This is a genomic window from Paenibacillus sp. FSL E2-0201, from assembly GCF_037963325.1.
Taxonomy (GTDB): domain Bacteria; phylum Bacillota; class Bacilli; order Paenibacillales; family Paenibacillaceae; genus Paenibacillus_AQ.
The window spans coordinates 623,069-646,174 of the sequence record NZ_CP150154.1; the positions used below are offsets into that span (position 1 = coordinate 623,069).

21 protein-coding genes and 1 pseudogene are annotated in these 23,106 nt (G+C 46.8%); 17 read left to right on the plus strand and 5 right to left on the minus strand.

Going from position 1 to position 23,106, the window contains the following annotated elements:
- Positions 1–7 precede the first annotated feature (7 nt).
- The gene (gene acpS / locus NSU15_RS02855) at positions 8–406 is read left to right on the plus strand and encodes a holo-ACP synthase (protein ID WP_339289067.1); all 399 of its coding nucleotides are present in this window, start codon (positions 8–10) and stop codon (positions 404–406) included.
- A gap of 136 nt (positions 407–542) precedes the next feature.
- Positions 543–1,826, plus strand: a complete 1,284-nt coding sequence (mutY, locus tag NSU15_RS02860; protein ID WP_339291222.1) for an A/G-specific adenine glycosylase — start codon at positions 543–545, stop codon at positions 1,824–1,826.
- 418 nt (positions 1,827–2,244) lie between these two features.
- Here mutY and NSU15_RS02865 read toward each other — a convergent pair whose 3' ends face one another.
- A complete protein-coding gene (locus NSU15_RS02865; RefSeq protein ID WP_042123931.1) occupies positions 2,245–2,853 on the minus strand; it encodes a superoxide dismutase in 609 nt (202 codons plus the stop codon).
- Between the two features lie 480 nt (positions 2,854–3,333).
- On the opposite strand from NSU15_RS02865, the gene NSU15_RS02870 reads away from it, so the two are divergent.
- The 5 genes and pseudogenes from NSU15_RS02870 to folE all read left to right on the plus strand — a co-directional run bounded on the left by NSU15_RS02870 (position 3,334) and on the right by folE (position 6,805).
- A complete protein-coding gene (locus tag NSU15_RS02870) occupies positions 3,334–3,753 on the plus strand; it encodes a GNAT family N-acetyltransferase (RefSeq protein WP_042123932.1) in 420 nt (139 codons plus the stop codon).
- Positions 3,754–3,943: 190 nt separating this feature from the next.
- Positions 3,944–4,552 (plus strand): signal peptidase I, encoded by a 609-nt coding sequence (gene lepB / locus NSU15_RS02875; protein WP_042123934.1) that lies wholly within the window; start codon positions 3,944–3,946, stop codon positions 4,550–4,552.
- 36 nt (positions 4,553–4,588) lie between these two features.
- Positions 4,589–5,743 (plus strand): annotated as a pseudogene (queG, locus tag NSU15_RS02880) (tRNA epoxyqueuosine(34) reductase QueG); the annotation flags it as partial.
- Positions 5,744–5,914: 171 nt separating this feature from the next.
- The gene (locus tag NSU15_RS02885) at positions 5,915–6,166 is read left to right on the plus strand and encodes a YneF family protein (RefSeq protein WP_042123938.1); all 252 of its coding nucleotides are present in this window, start codon (positions 5,915–5,917) and stop codon (positions 6,164–6,166) included.
- 45 nt (positions 6,167–6,211) lie between these two features.
- Positions 6,212–6,805 (plus strand): GTP cyclohydrolase I FolE, encoded by a 594-nt coding sequence (gene folE / locus NSU15_RS02890; protein WP_076285879.1) that lies wholly within the window; start codon positions 6,212–6,214, stop codon positions 6,803–6,805.
- A gap of 120 nt (positions 6,806–6,925) precedes the next feature.
- Here the strand turns inward: folE and NSU15_RS02895 are convergent, their stop codons facing one another.
- Both NSU15_RS02895 and NSU15_RS02900 read right to left on the minus strand, forming a co-directional pair.
- Positions 6,926–8,104: a Fe-Mn family superoxide dismutase gene (locus NSU15_RS02895; protein WP_339289068.1), complete on the minus strand. Its 1,179-nt coding sequence runs from the start codon at positions 8,102–8,104 to the stop codon at positions 6,926–6,928.
- A gap of 194 nt (positions 8,105–8,298) precedes the next feature.
- Positions 8,299–9,339 carry an alpha/beta hydrolase gene (locus tag NSU15_RS02900; RefSeq protein WP_339289070.1) on the minus strand — a complete coding sequence of 347 codons (1,041 nt, stop codon included), beginning with the start codon at positions 9,337–9,339 and terminating at the stop codon, positions 8,299–8,301.
- Positions 9,340–9,612: 273 nt separating this feature from the next.
- On the opposite strand from NSU15_RS02900, the gene NSU15_RS02905 reads away from it, so the two are divergent.
- On the plus strand, positions 9,613–10,356 hold the full coding sequence (locus tag NSU15_RS02905; protein WP_042123945.1) for an IclR family transcriptional regulator: 744 nt from the start codon (positions 9,613–9,615) through the stop codon (positions 10,354–10,356).
- Between the two features lie 479 nt (positions 10,357–10,835).
- Here the strand turns inward: NSU15_RS02905 and acnA are convergent, their stop codons facing one another.
- A complete protein-coding gene (gene acnA / locus NSU15_RS02910; RefSeq protein WP_339289071.1) occupies positions 10,836–13,577 on the minus strand; it encodes an aconitate hydratase AcnA in 2,742 nt (913 codons plus the stop codon).
- Positions 13,578–13,844: 267 nt separating this feature from the next.
- Between acnA and NSU15_RS02915 the strand changes: the two genes are divergently transcribed.
- The 9 genes from NSU15_RS02915 (at position 13,845) to NSU15_RS02955 (ending at position 21,636) form a co-directional block, all read left to right on the plus strand.
- Entirely contained in the window at positions 13,845–14,879 is a 1,035-nt protein-coding gene (locus NSU15_RS02915) for an amidase domain-containing protein (protein ID WP_042123949.1), read from the plus strand.
- Between the two features lie 22 nt (positions 14,880–14,901).
- Positions 14,902–15,993, plus strand: coding sequence for a D-alanine--D-alanine ligase (locus NSU15_RS02920; RefSeq protein ID WP_339289072.1), 1,092 nt, complete (start codon positions 14,902–14,904; stop codon positions 15,991–15,993).
- Between the two features lie 47 nt (positions 15,994–16,040).
- Positions 16,041–16,358: a hypothetical protein gene (locus NSU15_RS02925; RefSeq protein WP_042123954.1), complete on the plus strand. Its 318-nt coding sequence runs from the start codon at positions 16,041–16,043 to the stop codon at positions 16,356–16,358.
- Entirely contained in the window at positions 16,355–17,362 is a 1,008-nt protein-coding gene (gene uvsE, locus NSU15_RS02930) for a UV DNA damage repair endonuclease UvsE (RefSeq protein WP_042123956.1), read from the plus strand. The genes NSU15_RS02925 and uvsE overlap by 4 nt, the downstream gene beginning before the upstream one ends.
- A 241-nt stretch (positions 17,363–17,603) precedes the next feature.
- Positions 17,604–18,488: an inositol monophosphatase family protein gene (locus tag NSU15_RS02935; protein ID WP_042123958.1), complete on the plus strand. Its 885-nt coding sequence runs from the start codon at positions 17,604–17,606 to the stop codon at positions 18,486–18,488.
- 15 nt (positions 18,489–18,503) lie between these two features.
- On the plus strand, positions 18,504–18,764 hold the full coding sequence (locus NSU15_RS02940) for a hypothetical protein (RefSeq protein WP_042123959.1): 261 nt from the start codon (positions 18,504–18,506) through the stop codon (positions 18,762–18,764).
- 127 nt (positions 18,765–18,891) lie between these two features.
- Positions 18,892–20,184, plus strand: a complete 1,293-nt coding sequence (locus NSU15_RS02945; protein ID WP_042123961.1) for a stalk domain-containing protein — start codon at positions 18,892–18,894, stop codon at positions 20,182–20,184.
- Positions 20,185–20,283: 99 nt separating this feature from the next.
- On the plus strand, positions 20,284–20,835 hold the full coding sequence (gene def, locus NSU15_RS02950; protein WP_339291225.1) for a peptide deformylase: 552 nt from the start codon (positions 20,284–20,286) through the stop codon (positions 20,833–20,835).
- 180 nt (positions 20,836–21,015) lie between these two features.
- Positions 21,016–21,636 carry a hypothetical protein gene (locus NSU15_RS02955; protein WP_339289075.1) on the plus strand — a complete coding sequence of 207 codons (621 nt, stop codon included), beginning with the start codon at positions 21,016–21,018 and terminating at the stop codon, positions 21,634–21,636.
- A 72-nt stretch (positions 21,637–21,708) separates the two neighbouring features.
- Here the strand turns inward: NSU15_RS02955 and NSU15_RS02960 are convergent, their stop codons facing one another.
- Positions 21,709–23,025, minus strand: a complete 1,317-nt coding sequence (locus NSU15_RS02960) for a glutamate-1-semialdehyde 2,1-aminomutase (protein ID WP_042123965.1) — start codon at positions 23,023–23,025, stop codon at positions 21,709–21,711.
- Between the last annotated feature and the right edge of the window lie 81 nt (positions 23,026–23,106).

A 23,106-nucleotide genomic window follows, 5' to 3' on the forward strand; every position in this document is an offset into this window, starting at 1 on the left:
TGAAATTTTGATTTACGGAATCGGACATGATGTGTTAGAAATTGAACGAATCTCAGAAGTAATACGTAGGGGACAGGGAAAAAAATTTAATCAGCGCATCCTAACGGAGCAAGAGTACCTACTTGCCGAGCAACGAGGCGGAAGGTTGGCCGAGTTCGTAGCGGGGCGCTTTGCTGCCAAGGAAGCCGTTGTGAAGGCTTTAGGCTGCGGCATCGGCAATATAGTTGGTTTTCACGATATTGAGATATTGCCTGACCCTAAAGGTAAGCCAGAAGTAATCTTATCATGTGAAGCCTGGGGTAGACTGGATCTACCTGAAGGACAGAAGTACACCATTCATCTTACGATAACACATGGCCGTGATTTGGCTTCAGCTTTTGCAGTAGTAGAGGGACTAGGTTCATGAATTGAACCATGATTATAGAAGGGCAAGGAGAATTACAATGAAACAACGAGAACGACAGGATTTACAGGAACGAGAAGAAGGACAAGAATTAAAAGAGAGACAAGAAAAACAAGACCAGTGTGAACGCAAAGATCAGATGGATTTAAAGGAAGGACAAGATAAACAAGATCAGGAGCTGCGGGAGGCCAAGCAATATTTCAGTTATCATTTGCTGGAGTGGTATCAAGGGCAGAAGCGGGATTTGCCATGGCGCAGGCATCGCAATCCTTATTATATTTGGATTTCCGAGATCATGCTGCAGCAGACAAGGGTAGATACGGTGATCCCTTATTTTAATCGTTTTATTGAACGCTTTCCGACGGTGGAGTCCCTCGCTGACGCCCCTGAGGAGGATGTACTTAAGTGCTGGGAAGGCTTGGGTTATTATTCTCGAGCACGTAATATACAGCATGCAGCCAAGCAGGTAAAAGAGCTTTATGGTGGGCAGGTGCCGAACGATCGCGAGGCGGTGTTCAGCTTAAAGGGAGTGGGACCTTACACTGCTGGGGCTATCCTCAGCATTGCGTTTAACAGGCCGGAGCCCGCGGTGGACGGTAATGTGATGCGGGTGCTGTCTCGATATTTCCTCATCGAGGATGATATCGCCAAGGGACCCACCCGCGTGAAAATGGAGCGCCTGGCGGCTGAGCTGATCCCGGAGGGAGAAGCTGCATCGTTTAATCAGGCGCTTATGGAGCTTGGGGCGCTCGTATGCACCCCGAAATCACCGAGCTGCTTAACCTGCCCGGTGATGGAGCATTGCGCTGCGCGCCTGGCGGGCTGCGAGACTTCGCTGCCCGTCAAGACCAAGGCCAAGCCGCCGCGCCCAGAGGAGCGGCTGGCGGCCTTAATCGAGGGCCGCGGTGCCCACGCGGGCCAAGTGCTCATCCGGCAGCGGCCACAAAGCGGGCTGTTAGCCCGCATGTGGGAGCTGCCGCATTGGCAGGCGCCGCCAGCAGAAGGCGGCGCTAAGAGCGCGCGCCTGCCGGAGGCCGCGGCGCTGGACCGGCTGCGCCGGTCACTGCGGCAGGCCGGGATCACCGCCCGGCCTGAGGAGCACTGGATGGCTGCTGAGCATATCTTCAGCCATATTGTGTGGACCCTGCAGGTGTATCGCTGCAGGGAGGAGGACGCCCTTCCGCTGCCGATGGCGGCAGAAGGACGAGCAGTGTATAACACGGATACGGGGCTGTTCCCAGAGATGGACAGCAGCATACCCGTAGAGAGATTCGAGGACGGTAACGCTAGTCCTGAGGACGGCGGAGCTGTACGCTGGATTAGCCGTGAGGATATGGCTAATTATGCGTTCCCTAATGTCTTCTTGAAGCTGCTGAATCTTTATTTCGATGAGCAGGAAGAGCAGGCGAAGTCGGGGAAGTAGAGATTGTTTGATGTAGAAGTATGGGATGTAAGCAAAGTATGGAATGTACTATGCTTACATCTATTTGGTTCTGTTGTTTTATGACTTCAAGAGTGATCAAAATTTGTTTTTAGGGAATTCTTCCCTGAAATCATGCCCTTTTCGCCTGTTTTTAATCATTTTAGGGAAAACCTCCCTAAAAATTCGGTGAATATCTTATTTATGCTCCAGAACCGCTGGTTTTTAGGGAGGTTTTCCCTTATTACTAGTGTTTATGGAGCATATCGCTGAATTTTAGGGAGTTATTCCCCAATTATAGTAAGACAGGGACTCTGCCCAGTAGAGCAACATAAAAAAAGGTATTCCACAGCCTATTCGGCTAGGGAATACCTTTTTTAATTAGGCTATTAAGCTATAAGCTCAAGCCAAATTTAATTCCTTATTTCGCGCTTTCGTAACGTTTGCCAACTTCTTCCCAGTTTACTACGTTCCAGAACGCTTTGATGTAATCAGGGCGTTTGTTTTGGTAGTTCAGGTAGTAAGCGTGCTCCCATACATCAAGTCCGAGGATTGGAGTAGCGCCTTCGCTGATTGGGTTGTCTTGGTTAGGTGTGCTTGTTACTGCCAGTTTGCCATCTTTAACAACTAGCCAAGCCCAGCCGCTGCCGAAACGAGTAGTTGCTGCTGCTGCGAAATCTTCTTTGAATTTTTCAAATCCGCCCAGCTCGCTATCAATAGCTGCTGCAAGAGCGCCAGTTGGTGCGCCACCGCCGTTTGGTCCGATAACTTCCCAGAAAAGGGTGTGGTTAGCGTGTCCGCCACCATTGTTACGAACAGCAGTGCGGATAGCTTCTGGTACAGCGTTCAGATCTGTAAGAAGTTCTTCGATGCTTTTGCCTTGCAATTCAGGTGCCTTTTCCAAAGCTGCGTTCAGATTAGTCACATATGTGTTATGGTGTCTGTCATGGTGAATTTCCATCGTTAGTGCGTCGATGTGTGGTTCAAGTGCGTTGTTTGCGTAAGGAAGTGCTGGTAATTGAAATGCCATGGAAAAATCCCTCCTGAGTATATTAGAATTTTGTATAGATAAAGAACTTCGGCGGTTTATCGTCAAAATTCTTTATTGTTGATATGTACTATAGGGTATCGCCCAATAGGATACTTTAATTAAACAGTATCTGGATCAATAATGCAACACTAAACAAACATAAATGTTTATAAAGTATGATTGGAATGTAAACAGAAATATCAATTGTATTTAAAATGTAAAAAGCATGAGTCTTCACCCTATAGACATAACTCTTTATAATTACCCTTATAATGAAACAATGAATCTGACTCAAAATGTAAACGCTTGATATTAAGCGCTTTCAAAAGAAAAGTGATGATATCGCGAGAAAAGTGTGCTTTAATAGATTTAAAAGCAGGTATTCCTCGGTATTTGATGCTTTTTTTTATTTTCTCAATGTTAAGGGAACCCCTTCTTTTTGTTAAATTCATAAGCCATAGACAAGGGAGATTTTAAAGAATGCACGTTCGTTCCTTTCAATTAAGCGACGTTAGCCCTGTGACTGATTTGCTGCAAACTGCATTATCGGAAGAATGTTTCGAGAACACTATCGAGCCTTTCTCCAGGCAGCTTTCATGGGATTCCGATCTCATTGTAGTTGCTGAAGATGAAGAAGAGATTGTTGGAGCACTGATTGGTACGATTGAGAAAAACCACGGTTGTTATTTCCGGATTGCTGTACATCCTGATTATCGCCGCAGAGGAGTCGGAAGAAGTCTGGTATCGGCTATGGAATCCAGGTTTCAAGCTCGTAAAGTTAGTGGTATCTTTGTAGCCGTCGATGAGCATAATTCTTTTGCATTGCCATTGTACGAAGCTATGGGATATAATGAGAATCAAATTTTTAAATCTGTCCGGAAGCTGAGCATTGTTGGGTAATTTTGATCATCCAGATGCGTAAGCGGAAACATTTACTAAATAAAGAACTATAGTTGATGATATAGTCTGTTTCATTCATACTCAAGCGTATTTTCCAGAAGTCCATTACTAATGGCTGGGAGATATGCTTTTTTATTGTTATAATATCTGCAAGTATAAACATCAATAATCGAGAATAAGAGGTGACATATTGAGCCAGGAGCCCCAAGTAGAGTTCATGCGTAATCGGAAGCAAAGACATAGATCCTCCAGATCAAAAAAGAGCTTTGGAGGTCGAGTGGTAGCGGAATTGAAGGATTGGTTGCTTACAGCGGTAATTGTTTTTGCGGTGATGTCGGTTCTTAATATTTTTGTATTTAATATATCAACGGTTAAAGGTCAGTCTATGCAGCCAACGCTTTTGGAAGGTGAGAGGCTTTTTATTAATAAGCTTTCATTGATATTTGTAAACCCGAAACACGGGGATGTCGTCATTCTTCATGATCCGAGCACGGGGCCCAGTCGTAAGGACTTTTTAGTGAAGCGAGTCATCGGTATACCTGGGGATATCATAGAAGTGAAGGATCACCAGTTATATGTGAATGGAAAAATAGTGAATGAGCCGTATATAGATACCGAAATTGAAGACCCTGATTTCGCGGCTTTAACTGTGGAGAGCGGAAGCTATTTTGTCATGGGAGATAACCGGCATGCTTCAGCAAGCAAGGACAGTCGTTATTTCGGATCTATCCCACAGGACATGATTGTAGGCAGAGCGGATTATATTTGGTGGCCGCTGTCTAAACTGAAAGGACTATAAGGAATTTATAGATTATTAGTAAAGGAGAAGGCGGAAATGAACGATACATCTCAGTCACCTTATGCTCCCCCGCCTTCCAAGTGGGCACAGCTTAAAGCGGAAATTCAGGAGGCTGCGTCATCACTCGGTATTGATGATATCGGGTTTACAACTGCGGAGCCTTTTTTATATTTAAAAAATATTCTGCAAGACCATCGTGACAAAGGTTACGAATCTGGTTTCGAGGAACCGGATTTGGATAAAAGGACGATCCCCGCACTAAGCTCTGGGGACAAGCCCTTGTCTATTATTTCGATTGCTGTGGCCTATCCCTCCAAAATGGTGGATCCTCCGAAATCTGAACCGGGTGCGCGTAGAGGCATTCTCGCCCGGGCATCATGGGGCAGGGATTATCATCATGTGCTCAGAGAGGCATTAAGTAAGCTAGAGGACTTTATTCATGAGCGTGTACCGGAGGCTGTGCTGGAAAGTATGGTGGATACCGGCGTACTGGTGGATAGAGCGGTCGCGGAAAGAGCGGGAATAGGCTTCAGTGGCAAAAACTGTTCTATCATCTCACCTAAATGGGGATCTTGGATTTATCTAGGGGAGATGGTTACGAATATTCCTTTTGCTCCGGACGAGCCTGTTGAAGAAGGCTGCGGGGATTGTACCAAGTGTATTGATGCCTGTCCGACCGGCGCGCTGGTGGGTCCGGGTCAATTGAATGCGCAGGCCTGTATTTCTTTTCTGACGCAGACTAAAGGGTTTCTGAGCGACGAATACATGACCAAGATTGGGAACCGTCTATACGGCTGTGACACCTGCCAGATTGTATGTCCTAAGAATAGGGGGAAGAACTGGAATCATCGCCCTCAGATGCAACCAGATCCTGAGATCGTGAAGCCATTGTTAATGCCGATCCTGGATCTTAGCAATCGTGAATTCAAAGAGAGATTCGGCAATAGCTCGGCTGCCTGGAGAGGCAAAAAGCCGATGCAACGAAATGCGATCATCGCCCTCGGCAATTTTAAGGAAGTGGGGGCTGTGCCAAAGCTAACAGATATTGTTCTGAAAGAGCCGCGCCCAGAGATGCGAGGCACTGCTGCTTGGGCGCTGGGACGTATCGGTGGTGAGCAGGCTCTAGCTGCTGTTGAATCGGCTTTAGAACGCGAGGAGCATGACACGGTAAGGCAAATGCTGAGCCGGGCACAGGATGTACTCCTAACTGCGAAGCAGGCACGAGAGGACAGTGAAGTTAATGAAGGAAAAAGATCATAGACAGGATGCATATTCCCAATTGCTGTACAGTTCTCGAAATGCTATGATAGATTCGCGCGCCATTTGGCGATGTAGACAATAGAGTGTAGAGGTGGGCTTTAGATGAATATCGCATTACCTATTATTACATTGGTCGTAGGTCTCATCGGTGGTTTTTTCATCGGTGTATATTATCTGCGCAGACAAATGACAACTATGCAGAATGATCCTGAAATGCTGCAAAAGGTTGCAAAACAAATGGGTTATAACCTGAATGGGAAACAAATGCAACGTGCCCAACAGATGATGAAGAATCAGAACCAGACAGGCGCCCGCCCAGGAGCAGCTAAAGGGAATAAACGTAGAAGTAAGTAACCGGGTCCGGATAGAATTTATACGGGTGCGGAAGGGGGAGACATCATGGGGAACATCAATGAATACGTGAACGGTAAAGTATCAGAGAACCGTGAGCAAATCGAGTATCACGTTGAGAAAATATTAGAATTAATCGGTGAAGATACCGGCCGCGAGGGACTGCTTGAAACACCAGCCCGCGTTACGCGGATGTACGAGGAGATATTCGGCGGTTATTCGATAGATCCCCGCGAGGCGCTCGGTGTTACTTTTGATGAGTCTCATGAAGAGCTAGTGATCGTGAAGGATATCGTTTATTACAGCCAATGTGAGCATCACATGGCTCCTTTCTTCGGTAAAGTGCATATTGGATACATTCCGAGCGGACGTATTGCTGGACTCAGCAAACTAGCTCGCCTTGTTGAAGCAGTGAGTCGGCGTTTGCAGGTGCAAGAACGTATTACGACTCAAATTGCGGATATTATGACGGAGGTATTAAGCCCTCACGGCGTTATGGTCGTTGTGGAAGGTGAACATCTTTGTATGTGTGCACGTGGAGTAAAGAAGCCGGGGAGCAAGACGGTAACCATGTCTACTAGAGGGGTCTTCCGGGAGGACGCCGCCGCTCGTGCGGAGTTTCTAAACTTGATTAAAGAATAGTATATAGAGGTGTTTATACCTCGAATTAGAAGGACCCATCATTCACTTTTTGTGAACGATGGGTCCTTTTGGGTCAGTAAATGGGAATAAACTTTATGTTCTCTACAAAGTGGAATAAGATCAATAAGGCTTCCATGCCAGTTTACTAGCGGCAGCATAACGTTCTGACACATATGGCCAGTTGACGACCTTCCACCAATCGTTAATATAATCCGCACGATTATTCTGATGCTTCAAATAGTAGGCGTGTTCCCATACATCCAAGGCTAAGAGTGGAACAACGTCCCATTGCGATAAATTTTGATGTTTTTCTGCAGTAAGAATCTCTAGTCTATGGCTGCGCGGGCTCCAGACGAGAATGGCCCATCCGCCACCTTCTACTTTATTCGCGGCCTCGGTGAACTGTTTCTTAAAGCTGTCATAACTTCCAAAGCTTTGATCTATAGCTTCTAGTAAAGCTCCTGTTGGGCGTCCGCCTCCTTGTGGAGACATCACGTTCCAAAAGATCGTGTGGAGATAATGGCCTGCACCATTAAAGGCTAACTCTCGCTCCCAATGCTTAACGAGATCGAAGTCCCCGTTCTTACGGGAATCCGCTAGTTTAACTTCTGCCTTGTTTAATCCGTCTACATAACTTTGATGGTGCTTATCGTGATGAATTCTCATCGTCTTTTCGTCAATATAAGGTTCTAGTGCATTATAGGCGTAAGGCAAGGGAGGTAGTGTATGGCCGCCAATGGGTACCGCGTCGTTTTTATCGCGGATATCAGGCACAGTGTCAGTAAAAGTAGTGAATCCATCATTCCGCAGGGTATTGTCTGTATCGATGTTTACGACATAATCCTCTGTGTAATCGCGCATGACTTGTGAAAGCTTTCCGGGCGAGCTGAGTGTCTGCAGTACGGCTAGGAAGTATTCTGATTCGCGAATAATATGCAGAATCACAGTAGTTGCAAGGGGGACGGCTTTGACCGCTGCGCTACTCTCCATGATGGCAAAGAGCTGCCGAACGAATTCTTGGGATTGAATGCAGGAGATATGTAGCAGTTTCTCAGTTTCTGCAGTGAGTTCCGCCTGTGGGGGTGGAGAAGCAGAGAGTGCGGCATTCAATAGCTGCTGTGCCGCCTGCTCAGTTGCACCGAAAACAACGGCCCATTCATCGAGGAGTTTCACATAAGGCTCCTCCAATTTAGGCACGATCGCTTTGATGACTTCAGTATGCTCTTTCTCTTGTGTCTTCCAAAATACGATTTCTTCCAAAATACGTACTGGCAGCATCGGCCCGTATACATATAGCATGCCAAGAAAACCTCCCGTGATATGTCTTCATCAGTCCATTATATGATCGGTCTTGGAAGGTTATGAAGAACATACATCTCGAGTGCTGTCGCTCCTCGGGCTTCTTCTATTCTGGAGACGAAAACAGCCTCTTCCTTGGGGGACACTTCTTTCTGTCCCTGGAAGAGGCTGTTCGATTGGTTATTATCGTTTAGTTAATTACTTGCCATCGCTGGCTGATCACCCTTAGTACTTTTAGCTAGATGAACATTCCCTAAGAAAGCGGAGACCCGCCGTAAATACTCACGGGGATGCTCGCGGAACAATAGCTCGTGATGACTACCTTCAATGATCCAAGAATCAGAGAAAGGATTGTTCTGGTTCGCTGCCAGTTCTTCGGCAATAGGATAAGGAGCTTTATCGTCTTTGGTTCCATGCATGAACAGGATAGGGAAAGGATAGTCTTTGGATTTAACCTTTGCATAAGGAATTTGATCTAATCCTGTACCGTTCAGTACCGGGAACAGCATTTCCATGATCGCCAGAGAAGGCTGGCGCGGTAGGTCGATATTCTGCTTAATATTATGATACAGCGTGTCTGGTTCTAGCAAAAAGGTACTGTCCAGAATCATCGCGTCGATATCCTCAGATACTAATCCTGCTTGCAGTGCTGTGCCAGCACCCATAGAGAAGCCCCAAACAACGAGCTCTTGTGCCCCGCGTTCCTTAGCGAAATCAATGGCGCCTAGAAGCTGCTGAGATTCTTTTTTGCCACCGGTTGCAATATCCTTGTTCCCTTGGGCAGCAAAGCCGTAATCAAACATTACGACATTGAAATTCAGACTGTGTGCATAGTGAGCGAGATCGTACATGGGTACCCAAGACTCTTCGCGGTTGGCACCATAGCCATGACTGAATATGATAGTTTTAGTGGCGTCCTTGGCTGGGATATACCAACCGCTCATCATGCGACTGCCGTCCTTAGCCGGAAAGGTAACATCCTCGTAGGCGAGACCCTTGGCAATCATAGGATTGGAGTACAGAGGAGCAACCGTTGGATTGGACAGCACCCAGGCGATGTAGCCATGAAGTGAGACAAAACAAAATACTAAAAAGAAAAATATAGATAATAACAATGCAACGATAATATGCTTAACACGTATCATCCGCAGCGAAAGTCGTGATGAACTGCCCTGTTTAGGTAGTTTAGGACGACGGGAGACTGACGTGCCGGTTTGGCTGGTTGTCAGATCCATAAGGTCCCCTCCTAAGTATGATGTGAGTACTAGTGCCTAGGATAATTTGTCGAAAATGATTCTAAAGCATCAGTAATATATTAATATGTTTATCGTATGTTTAAGCCCTTACAAAGTCAATGAATTGGACCCTTTTGTAATATAACTGTAAAGTGCGGGCCAGTCTTTTCCGGCTCAGTGAATATACTGGACTTTCCGTAGAGTTTTGCACTAAGATAGAATTAATAATAATGTAACCGCGTTTCATTTGATGAAACACGAGGGGGGATTACTGTGGAGGACCGAAAGCTAACGGTACGCGCGGTAGAACGTGCGCTCGACATATTACTTTGTTTTACGCAGGATAGTGATTTAGGGTTGACGGAGATCGCATCAAAGATTGATTTACATAAGAGTACAGTCCACAGATTGCTGGCAACACTCGAGGAAAAGGGGTTTCTCATTCGCAATCCGGCGACAGAAAAATATAGACTGGGTATACGAATTTGGGAGTTGTCCACACATCTGCCTGCTTTTGACGAGTCGGCAGCGGTATTACTACCATCTATGGAACGGCTGAGAGATCGACTCGGTGAGACGGTCAGTCTTTACTTACGGGATGGTATTGAACGCGTGCGTATTCAGGCGGTACAGAGCCAGCAGGCAATTCGTCGAGTCGCACAGATCGGTGCGAGGCTGCCATTATCTGTAGGAGCGTCGAGTAAAGTGCTGGCAGCGTATGCGCCACCTGAGGTGTTGAGAGAACTGCTGGAGAGCTCGGAGTGGCCGGATTACGTTGAGAAGGAAGTATATAAAGAGCAGCTTAATGAGATCATCCGGCTGGGGTATGCTACGAGTTTCGAAGAACGTGAGTCTGGTGCGGCCGCTGTGGCGGTACCTGTCACAGGCCGTAGTGGAAATGTGATAGCGGCGTTATCGCTGTCAGGGCCGGTCAGCCGTCTGTCTAGGGATACGTTAGTGGAGTATGCTGCCATCTTGAAGGAAGCAGCAAGTGAAATGGGTATGATGATTCCATAAGAAAAATATGCATGTATTATGAAGTAGAGCAGCGATCACTCCGTTACTGGAGGATCGCTGTTTGTTTTTTGGAAGGGCAGCTTGCTTTAGCTAATAACGGGTAAATGAAGACTAAGCGACTCAGTGCTACTTTTGGCAATCCTTGAGTAATTATGTTTGGATATATGGCAAAGCCTAACGTCAAAATGCCAGAGCCGGAATGTCTGTGACCCGTGCGGTTACTCACCCCTCCGCCGCTAAGTCACTTTGAAAGCAAGCTTCCAAAGTGACTCCGCTCGACTTGCATTATTAAGCATGAAACCTACAACGCCGGAGCCTTTCAGACTCAGAAGATCCTAATCACCCCCTTAGCCCACCAGACTCAGGAAAGGGCCTCACACAACAAAGAGGCCCCAGCAGCCAACAATCGGCTACTGGGGCACCCAAAAAAAGGACTGTCTCATGGTCATTCCTGACCATGAGACAGTCCTTTATTAAATCTATTCTACCGACACAGCCGAAGAATCTGTGGCATCTGCCAGCATTTGACGAAGCACAGTTTGTAGAATACCACCATTGCGATAGTAATCAATATCAACCGTACTGTCGAGACGTGCTGTGACAGGGAAATCGAACTGAGTACCGTCTTCACGGGTAGCGGTAACAGTTAGATCTTGGCTTGGCGTCACCTCGTTATCGAGACCGGTAATGTTGAAGGTCTCGCGTCCGGTCAGTCCCAAGCTGCTCCAGCCGTGTCCTTCCTGGAATTGCAGTGGAAGCACACCCATACCAACCAGATTGCTGCGGTGAATCCGCTCAAAGCTCTCAGCGATAACAGCTTTAACACCCAACAGAAGCGTGCCCTTGGCAGCCCAGTCACGTGAGCTTCCTGTGCCGTATTCTTTACCGGCGATAACGATGAGATTCTGTCCAGCGTCCTGATACAGCATGGAAGCGTCATAGATGGACATGACTTCATCGCTTGGCAGGAAGGTTGTAACTCCGCCTTCTGTACCTGGAGCTACTGCGTTACGAATCCGAATATTAGCGAATGTACCACGCATCATGACTTCATGATTTCCGCGGCGTGAGCCGTAGGAGTTGAAGTCTGCACGTTCTACACCATGATCGCGTAAATATTCGCCGGCAGGACCAGAGGTAGAGATATTACCTGCAGGTGAGATATGGTCGGTCGTTACGGAATCAGCAAGCAACGCCAGAACGCGTGCATCCTTGATATCCTTGATGTCTCCCAGACCGTCTGCCAGATGCTCAAAGAATGGCGGGTTCTGAATATACGTGGAGTTGTCATCCCACTCATACAGCTCGCCTTGCGGAACAGGGATCGAATTCCAGCGTTCGTTAGCAGTGAATACATTCTCGTATTTACGGCGGAACATCTCTGGGCTAAGGGAAAGACCAATCGCTTCACGAATTTCAGCAGTCGTAGGCCAAATATCTTTCAGGAATACTGGCTCACCTTGTGGATCAAATCCGAGCGGTTCAGTCTGCAAATCGATATTTACAGTACCAGCCAGTGCATAAGCAACTACGAGCGGTGGTGAAGCCAAGTAGTTGGCTTTGACCTGAGCATGTACACGGCCTTCAAAGTTACGGTTACCGGAGATTACAGCAGCCACGGTCATATCGTTATCAGTAATGGCTTGGCTAACCTCTTCAGGCAGTGGACCGGAGTTACCGATACAAGTAGCACAGCCATATCCCGCCAAGTAGAAGCCCAGTGCTTCAAGTGGCTTCAGCAGGTCTGCTTTTTCCAAATATTCAGTAACTACCAATGATCCTGGAGTCAAGCTGCTCTTAACGTATGCTGGTTTGGTCAGTCCACGTTCCACCGCTTTTTTCGCCAAAAGACCTGCTCCAAGCATAACGCTAGGGTTAGAAGTATTCGTACAGCTTGTAATCGCTGCGATCACGACCGCACCTGTGCTTAGCTTACTTTTGGTGCCATTTTTATGTTCTATTTCTACAACTTGGGCGATTTTCTCATCGCTGAGGCCATAACCGCCTTTGTCTACAGGTGTACGGATAATACCTTCGAAATTTTCTTTCATGTGGGTAAGCTCGATCCGGTCTTGCGGACGTTTTGGTCCAGCCAAGCTTGGAACGACAGAAGCTAGGTCAAGTTCAATTACATCGCTGAACTCAGGATCTGGTGTATCCGAAGTGCGGAACATCCCTTGTGCTTTGTAGTAAGATTCAACGAGCTCTACCAGATCATCCGGACGACCTGTGCTGCGCAGATAAGCAAGCGTCTCTTCATCTACAGGGAAGAAACCGATCGTTGCTCCGTATTCTGGCGCCATGTTAGCAACTGTTGCCCGGTCAGCAAGACTGATGTTAGCAAGACCAGGACCGTAGAATTCGACGAATTTGCCGACTACGCCTTTTTTACGCAACATTTCAGTAACTGTCAGTGCCAAGTCTGTTGCTGTAGCCCCTTCGATAAGGCTGCCTGTTAGCTTGAAGCCCACTACATCTGGTGTAACAAAATAGAGCGGTTGTCCGAGCATACCTGCTTCAGCTTCAATACCGCCAACACCCCAGCCTACAACACCAAGTCCGTTGATCATCGTAGTGTGGGAGTCCGTTCCAACAAGGGAATCTGGATAAACGACAGTTTCACCATCGATAGTTTTAGTAGTGGCTACGGAAGCCAAATACTCCAAATTCACCTGGTGCACGATACCGGTAGCTGGAGGAACTGCACGGAAGTTATTGAAAGCGGTCTGTGCCCAGCGAAGGAAACGGTAGCGTTCCTCGTTACGCTCAAACTCCACGTTCATATTGTATTCCAAAGCATCTGCCGTACCGAAAGCATCAACCATAACAGAGTGGTCAATTACAAGGTCAACGGGAACGAGCGGGTTGATCTGTTTAGGATCTCCTCCGGCTTTCTTTACGGTATCACGCATAGCTGCCAGATCTACGACTACCGGTACACCGGTAAAGTCCTGAAGTACGATACGAGCAGGGATAAACGGAATTTCTTTATTGCGGTCAATGTCACCTGACCAATCAGCCAATTGTTTCACGTGTTCTTCTGTAATTGCCCGTCCGTCAAACTGACGAACAGCTGCTTCAAGTAATACTTTGATTGAAAAAGGAAGGGAAGAGATAGAGCCCAATCCTTGTTCCTCAAGGGAGTTAAGATCATAATAGCGATAAGATTTGCCACCTGATTCTAGGGTACGGGCCAACGAGAAATGATCCTTGCTTGGCATATGTGCGCCTCCTTGTTTCATCTATTGAAACTCAATTTCACATTGCATGTTATTTAATTATAACGGTTACAAAGAGGGGAGTAAAGTTTTTTTTCCTATATATAAAGCCCTAATATCGCATCTCTAAAACCATTTAGAGTTACCCCAAAAACGAGAGCTATAAGCAAAGCGTATGCCTTGCCATGTAAATTGAAGCGATCTGTATAGCGGCCTGTTTCCTTTCATATACATAGAGCAGCAGTTAAAAGGGAATGAAGGGGTGCGAGTATAATGGAGCAACAATGGAAGCAAAGTCTATATGTATATGTAGATCAAGTGAATAAGGCCAGGGTGGAACCTAAGTCCTCATCGCAAACCGTTTCCGTGTCCGTTAAGGATCCACGCTTTTTGGTGGAGCAAGGGGAACGTTCACGCCGAATCGCTGAATGGTATAACGCTCGTGGGATCACTCCGCTACGGGGGGAAACAGGTGTAAAGACTTTACGGACCGTCCGGCAGACTCCGACTGAGGTGGTAGCAGAGGTTACGCTGCATAGTGCACTTTATTATGAAAAAGGAGGCGTTAACCACCGCGAGGATAGGGTTGAGCTGGAGCGGTTGACCTTTGTACGAGACGGAGGGGGCTGGGAAATCGCTGCTATAGAACGAACCATTCCCGAAAGAAATACGGTTCATAGAGCAGAGGTAGAGTTATCTGGCAGATTGTCCAAGTGGGGTGAAGCTTTACCAGCTCCGTTGCCATCACAGCCTCTTCTGAACCGGAATATTCTGGGGGAGATCCCGGGCTCAAGAGAGGTTCGCTACAACCGTGAAGAAGCGGTGGCTTATGCCGACCGTTGGTGGAAAGACGGTAATCCAGAGTTCGAAACATTTGAGGTGGATTGTACGAATTATGTCTCCCAATGCCTCTTTGCAGGGGGAGCACCTATCAACTATACTGGTAAAAGAGAAACGGGTTGGTGGTACAAAGGCTACCAAGGGAAACAAGAATGGTGGAGTTATAGCTGGGCTGTATCAGACAGTCTGCAGCGCTATTTGAGCGTTAGCCGGAGCAATGGCTTGCGTGCGGAAGTGATGGAGCGGCCGGAGCAATTGATGCTTGGCGATATCATTCAATATGACTGGGATGGCAACGGGCAATATCAGCACAGCACGATCGTCACAGCCTTTGATGCTGGTGGCATGCCGCTTGTGAATGCACGTACAGTTAGCAGCCGTCATCGCTTCTGGGACTATCGTGATTCCTACGCTTGGACGGATCAAACGAAATACCGTTTTTTTCATATTAACGACTATTTATAAGACAGAAAGAGGTAATAAAGGTATGGGGAATGCAAAACTAACCGTAGGGCTAGTGTACGGGGGCAAATCCGGAGAACATGAGGTATCGCTACAGACGGCTTTTGCCGTGATGAACTCATTTGATTACGATAAATATGAGATTATCCCTTTTTACATTTCAAAACAGGGTTTATGGAAAGTCGGAGAGACATTATCGGCACCTTATAGTGAGGTAGAGCAGCTCAAGCTTTCAGATGCAACTGAAGATATGGGCACAGCCCTGAATGTAGTATTTAGTGGACTGTCCGGTGCTGAAAAAACGGTGGACGTCATGTTCCCGCTGCTGCATGGCACGTATGGTGAGGACGGAACGATTCAAGGGTTGTTCGAAATGGCGAATATTCCTTACATCGGGGCTGGTGTTCTTGCCTCTTCGGCAGGTATGGATAAGGTTGTCATGAAGAAGCTGTTCGCTGATGCCGGTCTGGACCAGTGTGAATATTGTTATTTTAACATCAGCGCTTGGAAAAGAAAAAGTCATGAGTTGATTGTGGGTGTAGAGGATAAACTGGGGTATCCAGTATTCGTTAAGCCTGCAAATTTGGGCTCAAGTGTAGGTATTTCTAAGGCTTCTGATAAGGAAAGTCTTATAAAAGCTATAGATTTTGCCTTCCGTTATGACACCAAAGTCATTATTGAGGAATTCGTGGATGCTCGTGAGGTAGAGGTCGGGGTGCTCGGAAATGATGAGCCAGAGGCCTCTGTCCCGGGTGAAATCGTTTCTTCTGGAGAATATTATGACTACGCAGCTAAGTATACGGACGGCAAATCGCAAATGATGATTCCTGCGCCAGTAGATTCTGAAGTTGCCGATCGTCTGCGGGAGTCCGCGATAACCGCTTTTAGAGCCATTGAGGGTAGTGGTATTACTCGGGCGGACTTCTTCCTGCGGAGATCGGATGGTAAAATTCTAATAAACGAAGTGAACACTATGCCTGGCTTCACACCTTACAGCATGTATCCGCTATTGTGGCGTGAGACAGGTGTATCTTATAGAGCTCTGTTAGACCGTATGATTGAGTTAGCTTTAGAGCGCTATAATTTCAAACAAGGTCTTAAGTATGACAACGAGTAATTGAAGCTGCTAGCGGGTTCATCCCGACTGGAAAGGGGCGAAGAAATATGGGTTTTCAAACTGAATTCAATTCCGTCTGTAAGTTCAAGAATGAACAAGAGCTCTATGAGTTGCTGGAGTACGGTCGTACCAAAATGGTGAAGCAGGGCTTTCGCGTGTATCCGACGGGTCAGAAGGTGATTGCCTACACACCTGAGAATGTAGCTGTAGCGATTGTCAAAATCTCTGCCTCGATTGCAGAGATTAATTTTCAGGGGCATGAGGTTACAGCGGTCGAAATGGAACTCGTGCGTAAATTGAATGAAGAAGAGTCCAAAGTGCAGACTGCACTAGCAGATGAAATGTTTTTTGGAGCGCAGGGATGATTGTCCGTTTTGGATATGTAGCGATGTCCACCGTTATCAAAGACTGCTCACCATCCAAGACTATGACGATGGCCTCCTTCAAGAAGCTGGATGACCGTGAAGCGGCACTTCGGCGCTTGGAGAACCTCGCTCGGATGAATCTGCACAATACGCTGCGACTAATGAAGCATAATGTGGGTTCGGACATCTTTGTGTACCGTCTCACTTCCAAGTTAATTCCTCTGGCGACGCATCCTGATTTACAGGATTGGAATCCGTTTGCTGCGCTCGCAGAGGAATTCGCGGAAGTGGGGCAATATGTGAAAAAACATGGGATGCGGGTGTCCTTTCATCCAGATCACTTTACAGTGCTTAGTACACCCCGTCCTGAGGTGCTGATAAGTTCCATCCGGGATTTGCAGCACCATACGGACATGCTAAATGCCATGGGACTTCCTGCCATGGCGAAGAATAATATTCATATTGGCGGAGCCTATGGGGACAAGCCGGTGGCAGCCAAGCGGTTCGAGAAGCATTTCTGCGAGCTGCCAGCAGCGCTGCAGGAGCGTATTACGCTGGAGAATGATGATAAGACCTTCACAGCCCCGGAGACACTAGCGGTTTGTCAGAATGTAGGTCTGCCGATGGTGCTGGATATTCACCATCAATGGGTGAATAATGAAGGAGAGCTCCCTTGGGAGCTATGGCCTGACATTCAACAGACATGGCGGAGCGAGCTTTCACTGAAGGATGTTCCAGCGGGAGAGCTTTTGCCGCCTAAGATTCATGTCTCTAGTCCGCGCAGTCCGTCTGACCCACGCAGTCATGCAGACGGCGTAGAACCTGCGCCATTAGTAGCCTTTTTAAAGCGTATTGCCGCAGATACTCCTGCTGTCGATGTTATGATTGAGGCGAAACTAAAAGATGGTGCGTTATTTGGATTGATGGAAACAATGAAGGAGCTGGCTGATGCCGGTAACGGAATTTCCGTATTAAATGGGGCAAGTGTGAATATCGAACCTTAAACAATGAAAATAAGGCGATAGGTCCCGAATACGGGTCCTATCATGACTTGATATGTAACTTGAAATAGGGTACGTTGAATGAAACTTTATTACGAATAACATTCAAGGGATCATACAACCAATTGGGTATCCCTTATGGCGGAACTTTGAGAACGTTTTGGCGTATTGCACGGTATTGTGAATAGGATTGCTTTAAATTTCATGCCAATGGCGATTATGTTCAAGGAAGCGGAGTGAAGATATGAGTCCTTTAAAACCAGAGGGTAAGAACGAACGTGAACCCTATGTAGTATCGAGCAAGGGACATACGGCGGTAGCTATTAATGCTGCTGCCAAAGCAGGAGAATGGATAAAGAGCAGACAGGGCCTGGTGAAGGAACTTAATACGAAGACATCGGCACAGGATCTGGTTACGGAAGTAGATAAAGGCGTTGAACAGATGATCCGCAGGTTGATTCTGACGCATTTTCCAGATCATGCGATCCTCGGTGAAGAAGGTGTATCCCCGGGTGCAGCAGCAGCAACCGCTGCATTGGAAGAAGCCCGTGAGCATGAATATCTGTGGATTGTAGATCCTGTAGATGGTACGACTAATTTTGTACACGGATTTCCTTTTTACTGTGTTTCTATTGCTTTGGTGATTCGTGGAGAATTGACGGTTGGTGTAATTTACGATCCGATTCGTGATGAGATGTTCGTAGCTGAAAAAGGTAAGGGAGCCTATATGCATGGTGTTCCTACCGCAGTTTCTACGGAGAACGTTTTTGGAGACAGCTTGATTGCTATGGGCTTTCCACCGGACCGTGAATTTGCACAACCTGTGAATATGGCGGGACTGCAGAGCGTTCTTCCACAGATTCGTGGTATTCGTGCAGGAGGTTCGGCTGCTCTACATTTGGCTTATGTAGCAGCGGGCCGAGTAGATGGCTACTGGGAAGTAGGCTTAAGCCCTTGGGATTGTGCTGCAGGAGTGCTGCTAGTCCTTGAATCAGGGGGCAGAATCACGGATACGCTTGGTCGTCCATACGATATTGGCACTCGTCATTTAGTAGCAAGTAATGGTCATATTCACGAATATTTGGTTTCGTCACTGAAGAATGCTGAAGCAACAGGATATAAGCTTTAGGGAGGACGATGCATCATGAGCGAGAAGGATGATCTGGAACGCAAGCTAAGTGAAATGTTGGTAGATGGTGAGATGGAACAGGGTGACCGTACTGCTAAAGAAATCCGTGAAATCTCTCCGAAGTATGAAATTCGTATCCAGACCACAATGGATCCTATTGTGGAGGAGACGCTTCGTTATCGTAAGATTGGACATGAACTGGACGATCGTTATGATAAATATTTGGAGCGCGCCGGGAAGAATTTGAATTCACAAGAGAATTCAGATAAAGAATAATATAAAGGTTCCCAGTTGTGAATAGAATAGTGATTTGCAGGGCGGTTTCCCGAATATGGGAGGCCGCTCTTTTGCGTTGCTATCAGGGATGGTAGAATGAGAATTAGAACATTTTGGGAGGGATACGATGCTAAGCAAGTGGAGAAGAATTTTAGCAGCTGGCACAAGCGGTATGCTTTTGTTATCTGTGCTAATTGGTGTAGGTGCCGGATCGGCAAATGCGGCTGACACGTCTGCAACACAAAACGCAAGTCAGGATGTCTTTCGCATCGTAGCTCTTGGCGATTCGATTACTGCCGGATACGAGCCGGGAATGACGGATGTGAATACTAAGCCTTACGGCTATGCGGAGCGGCTACTGGAGCAGGGGTGGTATCATGGCAGAAGCGAGCTTACCAATTATGGTATTCTTGGACTGACCACTGCTGGACTACTTAATTACACAGGAGCCATCAAGGACGGCTCAGCGATTACCGCTGAAGGTATTCAGTCAGGTCTGCCAGATCCACGGATAGACCAGTTCGCCAAGTTAACCCCGCAGATCGCATCAGAGCTCAAGGAAGCCGATCTGATTACGATTACAATTGGGGGGAATGATGTAAGCCGTCTTTTCTTACAGGTTAAGGAACTGACAGATACAGATTTCGAATCTCAGCTGGAGCAGAAGCTAGCGGATTATAATACGAATGTGAAGGCGACTCTTGAGAATATTCGTGCGATAAATCCTCAAGCAACAATTATACTGGCTGACCAATATCAGCCTGCTCCTAAGATTGCTCTTGGTGCAATGTACACCAAATTGATGACCGCAGCAGCCCAATTTACGGATTCGGCAGATCGTGTGGCCGCAAGCGTAAATCAACCAGGAGCAAAGGTATTAGTAGCTCATGTGGCGGCAAAGTTTGCCGGCTCAGAAGGCTCACTCACACATATTATTGGGGCAGGACAAGCGGATTTTCACCCTACGCAGCTCGGATACGAGACCATTGCAAAAGTATTTGCTGAATTACAATGGGGGGAATACCGCATTCCTACTGTAGCAGCAATGGCTACGGATACTGTACCGATGTCGATTGTAGTAAAGGGTGTAGAGTTAAATACACCGAATAAACCTATCCTTAAGAATGGTCAGAACTTCTTGGCGCTTAAAGATATTCTGAATGCCGTAGGCGCTAACGGAAAGTGGGATAATAAGACCTCTAGCGCAACTATCGAATATGGTGGACGGACTGTCGTAATCACGATTGGCAGTAAATTCATTAAGGTGAATGGACAGAATGTAGCCATTGATACCCCTGCTTTTCTGCAAAAGGTAGGTAAAGAAGATAAAACTTATCTTCCCCTTGCCGCATTGGCGACCGGACTTGGATTCGATGTGAATTATAGTAGCAAACTGCGAACTGCTTTCATTAATCCATAAATCTGCATACTATATTATAAGTACTTAAATTAAGCCCGTAAGGCAAAGGTGGATGGAATATTGTCTAGTTCAAAATTCAGTGCTGAATATATCATCACTATGGATGATATTGTACGGGAAGGTCATCCCGTACTTCGTACCGTAGCTGGGCCAGTGGAGCTTCCTTTGCAGGAGGAGGATCGTGAGACTCTGCAGTGTATGCTTCAGTTTCTAAAGAACAGTCAGGACCCGGAAATTTCCGAAGAATACAATTTACGCTCTGGTGTAGGCCTGTCGGCGAATCAAATCGGACTTACGAAGCGTATGTTCGTGATGTATTCTACGGACGAGAGAGGAAAGATCGTAGAGCATGCTTGGGTTAACCCTAAAATCATCAGTCACTCACTAACCATGGTGTACTTACCGGAGAGTGAGGGATGTCTGTCCGTTGATCGACCAGTGCATGGATTTGTACCGAGATACGAATCTGTGAAGGTTAAGGGATATAATCTTGAGGGTAAGGAAGTGGTCCTTAAATTTAAGGGCTACCAAGCCATCATCATCCAGCATGAGATTGATCATCTCGATGGGATCATGTTCTATGATCGAATTAACAAGGAGAATCCATTCAAGCTTCCTCAGGGAGTGGAGATCCGTAACTTGTACGAGTAAGTAGGAGAATAATTTTGATTTAAAAAAGTGTGCGGTCTTACGGCTTATAGCTGAGGAACGCACGCTTTTTTGTCATCTGCAGGATTGTATGATTTCAATTATTTTACAAATTAATCCACGGAAGGTAACATTATAGCGAATAGATAAGAATTAAATTTAAGATCAGAAGGAGGTTATTGAATGGCTTGGGGGAGAATGCCAATAAGAGGCGTGGTCAACGAATATAATGATGAGGTTAAAAAGATTGATGAGCAGATTTTGACTCTGATTCAGGAACGTAAAGCTATAACAGGCAAAAAACGGTTTTCCCCAGAGAGTGAGCTTCTTGAGGAGTGGTCAACCAGATTCGAGATGGACACTTCTCAGATTGTACAGTATATACACAGTCTGAATGAGGCTGTACCCAGACGGAAATATTGGGAAGAGCCCGGCTTGCTACTTGGTGTACTTCCAATTGTGAAGCGGATAGTCTTCGAAGATTGCGAATATACACTTACACATGCTATGCAGTATGAAACGCTTAGTATAGTTACTGTGGAGATTAAGTATTTAAAAGAAACGGTGGAGCACATTCATCTTAGAGCCGCTTTAACATTGGAGATTATCAGTGAGGCAGTCTATGAAATCCAGCCGCATGGAGGTCACGGAGGGGGCGCTCATACACAAATGCAGTTTTTGGTCTCACCGCCGCTGCCAACAGATCTGGACACGGTCCAATTTTCCTTAATACCTGGAGTTGACCGAATGTTTGGACCTGCTATGACGGAAATTATATTGGACAAGCAAGTCGATTTCGAATAGTACCTATGCAAAAAACCTACCACCAGAATTTGGTGGTAGGTTTCTGTATGTTTTGTGGCCGTAAATTACTTCTTATTTCTCAGACGCCATAGCGGCGAATGACGCTTCAGCTGCAATCAGTGTAGCATCGATATCCGCATCGGTATGTGCTGTCGTTAGGAACCAAGCTTCATATTTCGAAGGGGCAAGGTTAATCCCACGGTTCAACATGTGACGGAAGAAGCTGGCGAACAATTCGCCATCTGTATCTTGTGCCTCATCGTAATTCGTAACCGGATGCTTACAGAAATGAGTGGAGAATGAACCACGGATGCGGTTGATTGTCAGTGGAATGCCATGACGGTCAGCAGATTCCTGAAGTCCATCGACAAGACGGATCGCAAGCCGCTCCATCTCATCGTATACGCCTTCTGCGCTCAGCACCTCCAGACAGGCGATCCCTGCGGAGATTGAAGCAGGATTACCCGCCATTGTTCCCGCTTGGTATGCCGGTCCTAGCGGTGCTACTTGTTCCATCACATGCTTACGACCGCCGTACGCGCCGATTGGTAGGCCGCCGCCGATGATTTTGCCGAGTGCTGTCAGGTCAGGAGTAATGTCTTCATGGTTATCCAGTCCTGCATAGGTCTGAGTGGAACCATAGTGGAAGCGGAAGGCAGTAATAACTTCGTCATAAATAACGAGTGAGCCGTTATCATGAGCCAGCTTGCAGAGCCCTTCGAGGAATCCAGGCTTCGGCATAACCATACCGAAATTACCGACGATCGGTTCAACCATTACAGCGGCGACATCCTCGCCCCATTTCTCCAGTGCCTCTTGCAGGCTATCTAGATCATTAAAAGGAACAGTGATTACTTCCTGTGCAATACTGCTTGGAACGCCGGCACTATCTGGAATACCAAGCGTAGAAGGCCCGGATCCTGCTGCAACAAGCACTAGATCAGAGTGGCCGTGATAACAGCCAGCGAATTTTACGATTTTGCTGCGCTTTGTATAAGCACGAGCGACACGAATGGTAGTCATAACCGCTTCTGTGCCGGAATTGACAAACCGGACTTTATCCATAGATGGAATAGCTTCTTTAAGCATTTTAGCAAGCTTAATTTCGAGCTCTGTTGGGGTTCCGTAAAGAACACCATTCTCAGCTGCAGTGGTAATTGCCTTCGTTATATGTGGGTGAGCATGGCCGGTAATGATCGGTCCATAGGCTTGAAGATAGTCGATATATTCATTGCCATCTACATCCCAGAAGTGAGATCCACTGGCACGCTTCATAAATACAGGTGCTCCGCCTCCAACAGCTTTAAAAGAGCGGGAAGGGCTATTTACACCTCCAACGATATGTTGAAGGGCTTCGTGATAAAGTTGCTCAGATGTGGAACGATTCATAATGTGATCATCCTTTCGATTGTTGGTGCTCATGGCAACGGGCGAACAACGGTGTTTCCGCTGTCCGCCCGTATTATACCA

Bases quoted from the DNA above. Each gene is read 5' to 3' on its own strand.
- NSU15_RS02870 (WP_042123932.1), top strand. From the start codon at position 3,334: ATGCACGTTCGTTCCTTTCAATTAAGCGACGTTAGCCCTGTGACTGAT.
- mutY (WP_339291222.1), top strand. From the start codon at position 543: ATGGATTTAAAGGAAGGACAAGATAAACAAGATCAGGAGCTGCGGGAG.
- uvsE (WP_042123956.1), top strand. From the start codon at position 16,355: ATGATTGTCCGTTTTGGATATGTAGCGATGTCCACCGTTATCAAAGAC.
- NSU15_RS02935 (WP_042123958.1), top strand. From the start codon at position 17,604: ATGAGTCCTTTAAAACCAGAGGGTAAGAACGAACGTGAACCCTATGTA.
- NSU15_RS02865 (WP_042123931.1), bottom strand. From the start codon at position 2,853: ATGGCATTTCAATTACCAGCACTTCCTTACGCAAACAACGCACTTGAA.
- NSU15_RS02960 (WP_042123965.1), bottom strand. From the start codon at position 23,025: ATGAATCGTTCCACATCTGAGCAACTTTATCACGAAGCCCTTCAACAT.
- NSU15_RS02920 (WP_339289072.1), top strand. From the start codon at position 14,902: ATGGGGAATGCAAAACTAACCGTAGGGCTAGTGTACGGGGGCAAATCC.
- NSU15_RS02900 (WP_339289070.1), bottom strand. From the start codon at position 9,339: ATGGATCTGACAACCAGCCAAACCGGCACGTCAGTCTCCCGTCGTCCT.
- NSU15_RS02895 (WP_339289068.1), bottom strand. From the start codon at position 8,104: ATGCTATATGTATACGGGCCGATGCTGCCAGTACGTATTTTGGAAGAA.
- def (WP_339291225.1), top strand. From the start codon at position 20,284: ATGGATGATATTGTACGGGAAGGTCATCCCGTACTTCGTACCGTAGCT.
- acnA (WP_339289071.1), bottom strand. From the start codon at position 13,577: ATGCCAAGCAAGGATCATTTCTCGTTGGCCCGTACCCTAGAATCAGGT.
- NSU15_RS02945 (WP_042123961.1), top strand. From the start codon at position 18,892: ATGCTAAGCAAGTGGAGAAGAATTTTAGCAGCTGGCACAAGCGGTATG.
- folE (WP_076285879.1), top strand. From the start codon at position 6,212: ATGGGGAACATCAATGAATACGTGAACGGTAAAGTATCAGAGAACCGT.
- NSU15_RS02925 (WP_042123954.1), top strand. From the start codon at position 16,041: ATGGGTTTTCAAACTGAATTCAATTCCGTCTGTAAGTTCAAGAATGAA.
- NSU15_RS02940 (WP_042123959.1), top strand. From the start codon at position 18,504: ATGAGCGAGAAGGATGATCTGGAACGCAAGCTAAGTGAAATGTTGGTA.
- NSU15_RS02885 (WP_042123938.1), top strand. From the start codon at position 5,915: ATGAATATCGCATTACCTATTATTACATTGGTCGTAGGTCTCATCGGT.
- NSU15_RS02955 (WP_339289075.1), top strand. From the start codon at position 21,016: ATGGCTTGGGGGAGAATGCCAATAAGAGGCGTGGTCAACGAATATAAT.